The 5,165-nt window shown below is 60.9% G+C and carries 4 protein-coding genes and 3 pseudogenes; 4 read left to right on the top strand and 3 right to left on the bottom strand.

The genetic code is table 11. The annotated features are described in order from the left end of the window. Positions 1 to 440 precede the first annotated feature (440 nt). Positions 441 to 545, top strand: a pseudogene (locus tag NKJ35_RS30625) (IS481 family transposase); the annotation flags it as partial. Positions 546 to 623: 78 nt separating this feature from the next. On the opposite strand, the pseudogene NKJ35_RS30620 reads toward NKJ35_RS30625, so the two are convergent. Beyond that, positions 624 to 743, bottom strand: a pseudogene (locus NKJ35_RS30620) (transposase); the annotation flags it as partial. 243 nt (positions 744 to 986) lie between these two features. Between NKJ35_RS30620 and NKJ35_RS30615 the strand changes: the two are divergent. Next, positions 987 to 1,226, top strand: a complete 240-nt coding sequence (locus NKJ35_RS30615; protein WP_352651349.1) for a hypothetical protein — start codon at positions 987 to 989, stop codon at positions 1,224 to 1,226. Between the two features lie 21 nt (positions 1,227 to 1,247). Here the strand turns inward: NKJ35_RS30615 and NKJ35_RS30610 are convergent, their stop codons facing one another. Further along, positions 1,248 to 1,670, bottom strand: a complete 423-nt coding sequence (locus tag NKJ35_RS30610; protein WP_352651350.1) for a hypothetical protein — start codon at positions 1,668 to 1,670, stop codon at positions 1,248 to 1,250. Between NKJ35_RS30610 and NKJ35_RS30995 the strand changes: the two genes are divergently transcribed. Then, positions 1,579 to 2,370 carry a transposase gene (locus NKJ35_RS30995; RefSeq protein ID WP_502904697.1) on the top strand — a complete coding sequence of 264 codons (792 nt, stop codon included), beginning with the start codon at positions 1,579 to 1,581 and terminating at the stop codon, positions 2,368 to 2,370. The two genes, NKJ35_RS30610 and NKJ35_RS30995, sit on opposite strands and share 92 nt — an antisense overlap. A gap of 445 nt (positions 2,371 to 2,815) precedes the next feature. Next, complete coding sequence (locus NKJ35_RS30595) at positions 2,816 to 3,136, top strand: LysR family transcriptional regulator (RefSeq protein WP_352651348.1); 321 nt, start codon at positions 2,816 to 2,818, stop codon at positions 3,134 to 3,136. 975 nt (positions 3,137 to 4,111) lie between these two features. Here NKJ35_RS30595 and NKJ35_RS30590 read toward each other — a convergent pair. Next, positions 4,112 to 4,901: pseudogene (locus tag NKJ35_RS30590) on the bottom strand (IS110 family RNA-guided transposase); the annotation flags it as partial. Positions 4,902 to 5,165 lie beyond the last annotated feature (264 nt).

Below are 5,165 nucleotides of genomic sequence, written 5' to 3'. Positions count from 1 at the left end.
CTGTTTCAGCTATTTGGGCTGAGGCAAAATAAGAGATTGGCTAAACAGGCCTGTGTCGCGGACCCGACAAAGCTCTGACGGAATGGCGGAAAAGCGAACGTGATGGCGAACCGGTCGGACCGGGTTCGGCAAAGGTCTCTCCAACGATGCGAGCCACAGAGCTCGTCCATTTGTCTGGCCGCCGATCCGCGAACACCATCAGGGCCATCAGCCGTCCGGCTGCATCTCTAGGTGTGAGCTTTCAGAGGGTTGTCCATTCGGACCGGACCGAGGAGACTGGAGTTACCAGGCTTCAGCACTCATCGGAGGGTCCGAATCAACATCCACAAGAATGCCCGTCTCACGCCACTGCGTCGACAGGAGATGGCGCTGTCGGTCATTGAGGGGCGTCTTTCCCAAGCCCATGCGGCGCGCGTCTACGGCGCGTCGGCCAAGATCGGCTGCACAGATACAATTGGCATCGCCCACACGGCAGCCTAAAGTCAAAAACGCCCATCAGTCGCCTCGCTCTAACCGAGGACAACCTATTGAGGCTCCACATCTAGGCCGGATACAAGACTGCAAGCGCCGGATCCGTCATCACTGCCCGAAACCCCCTTTTAAGGCGGGGGTGGTCCATCCACATCGTTCTGTTCGAGCAGGATCGTGCCAACCAGGCGGACGATGGCGCCGTCATTGGGGAAGATGCCAACGACCTCGGTGCGCCGCCTAATCTCGCCGTTGAGCCGCTCGATCGGATTTGTAACCGGTATGATCATGCCGGTGCCATCCGATGTCCGCTGGAGATGAGCGATTTTCGGCGTATGGTGCGACCATCCGGGACAGGGGCACCGGGAGCACGCCAAGTGCGGGCAGCCCGATGTATTCGATGAGCTGCGAGCTCGCGTTAGTAGCTGGCCGCCCCTGACCTGCCCGGTTGCTCTCTGAGCGCGGATCCGTAGGTGTCGCGTCGCCCGCCGGCTCCCGAATTTGAGGAGAGCAAGCCGATGAGACGTGTGATTGGAGTGGAGATCCACCGAACCTTTGCGGAGGTGGTGTTTTGGGAAGACGGCCGGCTGCGCATCACGGCCGGGGTCGACATGACCCGCTCGGGACTGGAAGCGTTCGGCCGCAGCTTGAGCAAGACGGACGAGATTGTCGTCGAGGCGACCGGCAACGCAATGTCGCTGGTGCGGGTTCTGTCGCCCTATGTCGGCCGGGTGATTGTCGCCAACTCGATGAGGTGAAGGCGATCGCCCATGCCAGTATCAAGACCGACAAGATCGATGCCGGCGTTCTGGCGCAGCTTCATGCCAGCGACTTTCTGCCGGAGGTGTGAGATCCGGACGAGAGGACGGAGCGGCTGCGCCGTCTCGTTGCCCGGCGCAATCCAGGTTTTGCGGCATCACACACGGGTGAAGAACGAGGTACACGGCATCTTGCAGGCTCATCTCGTGCCGAAGTGCCGGCCTGCCGATCTGTTCAACAATCGCGGCCGTGCCTGGCTCGAGCGGCAGGTGCTTCCCGACGACGAACGGGCCGCGATCGCCCGCCACATCCGCGAGATCGATCGCCTGGCCGAGGACCTGGCAGAGCTTGATGATGATATCGCTAGGGATGCGGTTGACGATCCGCAGGGACTTCGGTTTGACAATCACCGGCGTCAACGCCGTTGTGGCCACCGGGATCATTGCGGCGCACCGCTTCGGCGAGCCGCAGAAGCTGGTGAGCTACTTCGGCCTCAATCCGCGTGTGTGCCAGTCGGGACTTGGCATCGCTCAGTACAGCCGGATCAGCAAGCACGGGCCTTCCCATGCCCGCCATGCTGGTCAAGGCCGCTGGGGCGCCGGCGAAGGCGCCCGGACCACGACGCGGCGGCCGCTCTTGTCGGCATGTGCCAGCACGTTCCTCATGAAGGGACGCGGGGTTGTTGAAGAAGTCCGCTTCGGGGGGTGCTTTGACGAGCCGCTACCCGTGATGGGTTGGCGTGACCGTCAGGCCGCTCTTGCCGTCGCTGACGGCTCGATCCGGAGCAGCAGTCGAAGGAATTGGACCAAAGATGCTCCTGCCAGCCGCTGGAGGTCACCGGCGCGGGAGCGAAGTAGGCAGGCGAGGCCGGGCCGCACAGCGAGCAAGCCCCTGTCAGGTCGTCACGTGGAACCCTTCCGAGCGCCATTGATGGCGCCGATAGAGCCGCCGGTCATCCTCCGACCATCGGTCACGACGCCTGCGCGCCCTCTGCAGCGCGGGCGTCGCCGACCAGACTGCCTTGTTGGCGCCCACTGGACAAGCAATGCGAGACCATCAAGCCACAGCCTGCGCCCTCCCTGCCACGCCGCGCGGCTTTGCCGCGCCTGGCGGAGCGGCAAGACCGACGCCAGTCGCAGCTAGACCTATGTCAGAACTACTGCGCAATGGCGAACCGTTTCGTGGCTGACCTCCCGCGCGGGCCACATCGGCAGGAAACGGCAGCGGATAAACCCGAGTGACGGGGCTCTACACCCTCTTCAATGGTGGCCGGATCGCCGGATCCATCCGTCAATATGACGATCCGGCGCATCTCTTTCCACAAGCGTTGTGTCCGAAGCTGCACAGAACGTCGGAAATCCGACGAAACGGTCGCCAGGGCCGGGCCGTCGGTATGGGTGAGTGGCGTAATTAAAGCGGTTCGCCAATTCGGCACGCACCTTGCGTCGGTCACGGGGACGTCACGGAGGGCGCTGGTGATGGTCGACTTTGTCAACTCTGACCCTTTTAACTGGCGGCGGTCCTTAGGCAGAGGACCGTGGATCTGCTGTTGTTTGGCACGCTGCTACCAATCTGACTGGATTGTTCGATGGACCATCGCCATTATGACCTCCCGTCCCTCACTGCCCTCGAGGTATTCGAGGCCTCGGCACGTCATCTTTCGTTCGAGCTTGCAGCTTCGGAGCTGAACCTGATATCGGGAGAGGTCAGTCGGCAGATTAAAGCCATTGAGGAGGAGCTTGGCGTTCCGCTGTTTGTAACGCCAGGAACCGGCGTGATGCTTACCAGCGCTGGCAAAGACCTCTACAGCGTGCTGGCAAGCAGTTTTTCCAAGGCGTCCGATGCCTTCAAGACCATCAGACGCGGCGGTCGTCCCGGAATGCCACGATTGCCTCCACCGATTCGTTAACGTCGATGTGGCTGATGCCGCATGCCGCGCTTTTGGTCGCAGCATGGTGATTCACGGTCAGTTCGCGCGCTGAAATCGAGCTGCGCATCCGCTATGGCTGCGGCTCAGGCCTGACGAGACAGCGGAACTGTTTTTGGCGACGTACCCGGCGGTTCCGGCTTCGCTCAGGAGCGCGCGATGCGACCGCCACGCCCCAATTGTCACTCGTTGACCTCGAATGTTCGAACCCGACTGCCCGGCCGGGGCGAGATCCTGCGCCGCACCGGGATTCCCTTCGCGGCTTTGCAAGCCGCCCAAGCTTATTGGGCGTTGCCTTGGGCTGGCACTTTGTTCCGAACATTGGCGACAGGCTCCGTGTATTCCGCGTGAGATAGTATCCCCGGGGCGTCCAGCTCAGAGTTCGGTAATCCTGATGAGCTTGCCCTCTTGGATCCAGGGGTGTGTAGAACCCGTCCCATGGCGCTTCCTTCGATTCGGACGGCAATGATGCGCCATCAAAGAACCCATGACCGGTGGTGGATAGCGACCTGCGCTCTGGCAGAGTGGGGTTGCTGACAAACAACTCTGTGGAGGCCAATCATGCGTGTTGTAGCCGATCGATCTGCGGCGCCTGCCGCTTCCGCACCGATCTGGCGATCTTCGTTTCTTTGGAACTCTTATGTTCATTTGCAAGCGGCGTGGCCACGCCTGTTCGTCCCGCCAATAGTGGCTGGTCCTGCATGGTGTAGCTAATGCGCAATGTAGGAGACAGGGTCTCAAGACGACGGTTTGCAAAACTCTTATACGCGGGTTGGATACCGCATTTCCGTGTGTACGCCTGGGGCTGCTTCTATCTTAGCACGGACATCGACGTCGTCGGCCACTCAGTTCCATCGAAGATTCCCCGACCGGGACCCTGCCTCCAACATTGAGCATCAGCAGATGATCGATCTTGTTTCCTCTATCTAATTGGTCGCCAATGCGAGCGGCGCTAAGTTAAGCTTGATGAGCTGGTTTCACTTCCTGACCAATAGCCCGCAGGAGGGCCCCTTTTCTCTAGCGATCGCGGTGATCGCGATGGCCTTGTGCTTCCCCCGAGGATCATTTTTCGGTAGCGAGAGCAGAGGCGGAGCTGACCTTTCCACGCTATTTCGCGAACGGTTCTCGGTAAGCCTTCCAACTGCGCTTGCTTGGTTCGACTTACCCGCGCAGGGAAGCGGTAAGCCCATGCGCCTTCGACCAGCATGCGACGGCCCCGACAGTTCCCGGCCTTAGTGATCCCGCCGCGTTTGACATGTTCACCTGTCGAGCTCTCTGACGGAAAGAGGCCAAGTAAGGCCATTAGCTGGCGGGGGTTTTCAAAGCGGCGGATGTCGCCAATTTCGCAACAAAAACGACGGCGGCAATCAACGATAAGCCTCGCGACGCCTGATAGGCTTCGACAACAGGAGCCATCGTCCAGGATTTGACAGTCTCCGAGATCAGATCGGTCAGACGCTTTAAGCGCACCTCGGCATCCTCGATCGCCTGGCAGTAATCCTTGAGCACGATGAAGTGCGCCGGATGCTCGAACTTCAGAGTCGATATCCACCGCATATGCGCCAGCGACCAGGGTGAGCGGCCCGAATAGATGCGGCCATGTCGAAGGAGGAACGACTGAAGCTGCTGACGCGCCCGCTTTTGAGCCTCCTGTGCTGCTTCACAGGCCCGCACGAGATCGCGCATAGCCTCATGCCCGCGGTCCGGCACCCAAAACCGCCCTCAGCTCACCCGCACGATGCTCGGGATATAGCTTCCTTGACGGTCGCTTGCGCTCGAAGAAGTTGTGTGCGTCAAGTTCTGCAAAAAATGGCGTGGCATTCAGCGGTGACGTTGGCGTGTCCGCCGCGCAGCCCCGTGTTTAGCGGAGCGGCGGACATGGCGGCCGCGTCTCAGGCGGCCAATGCCCTCAGACTCTCCTTCTTGTGCTCGCGCAGATGATCCATATTGAGGTAGCGGGTCGCCTCGAGCCAGTTCTCGTGGATCTCCACCGCCAGTGCCCGAACCAGCC

The organism is Mesorhizobium sp. M0136 (assembly GCF_040322515.1).
Taxonomy (GTDB): domain Bacteria; phylum Pseudomonadota; class Alphaproteobacteria; order Rhizobiales; family Rhizobiaceae; genus Mesorhizobium.
Note: the sequence above shows the minus strand (reverse complement) of the source record. Positions and strands in the feature narration are given on the sequence as shown.